The organism is Halomonas sp. PBN3, from assembly GCF_000475415.1.
Taxonomy (GTDB): domain Bacteria; phylum Pseudomonadota; class Gammaproteobacteria; order Pseudomonadales; family Halomonadaceae; genus Halomonas; species Halomonas shengliensis.
In genome coordinates this window covers 1-618 of sequence record NZ_AXCA01000146.1, presented here as the reverse complement: position 1 = coordinate 618, position 618 = coordinate 1, and the positions used below count along the sequence as shown (strand labels likewise).

At 62.9% G+C, this 618-nt stretch carries 1 protein-coding gene; it reads right to left on the bottom strand.

Annotated features, from left to right (window positions below; translation table 11 throughout):
* Positions 1-595: transposase (locus Q673_RS25020; RefSeq protein WP_031217915.1), on the bottom strand; the 595-nt coding region annotated here is incomplete at its 3' end.
* Between the last annotated feature and the right edge of the window lie 23 nt (positions 596-618).

Sequence of the window (618 nt, the reverse complement as noted above, 5' to 3'; positions counted from 1 at the left end):
GGGCGCGAGGCAGTACCCGCTCCAGGAAGGCGTTGCTCTCCTTCATGGTGTGCTGCTTGCCAGGACGCAGTTCCAGACCCAGGCACCACCCTTCGTTGCCCAGATAGGCGGCGATCGGGGTGTAGCCATCGACCTTCTGGTAGGTCCGCGAGACGCCTTCCTTCTTCGAGTTGCTGTTGTCCATGACGAAGGTGTCGATGTCCAGGCAGACGTGCGTCGTCTCGGCGGTGATCGGTGCTTCGATCAGTGACAGCAGGGTCGTGGACCAGGTGGCGGTGCGCGCCTGCAGGTCGTTGGCGGCAAGTTTCTCCAGCCGCTGTCGCAGCGTCGCCGTGCTCGGCACCTTTTGCAGGGTCAGCAGCTGTTGGAAGGGCTTGTCGCGGCGGAAGTTTTCGATGGCGTCATAGTCGCTCATGCCCAGACACAGCAGGCCCAGGTAGCTCTTGATCACGTCACTGGTGCGCATGCCCAGCGTGGTGGGGAAGCGGCTGTCGATGCTGTCGACGCCAGCGATCTCGAAGCATTGCCCGATGATGGACAGCCCGGCGTGGCTGGTGAGGGTGCGGCGACTGGCGCGGAACTTTATGTTGGGCATGGCACTGTCTGGGTGAATGGCGA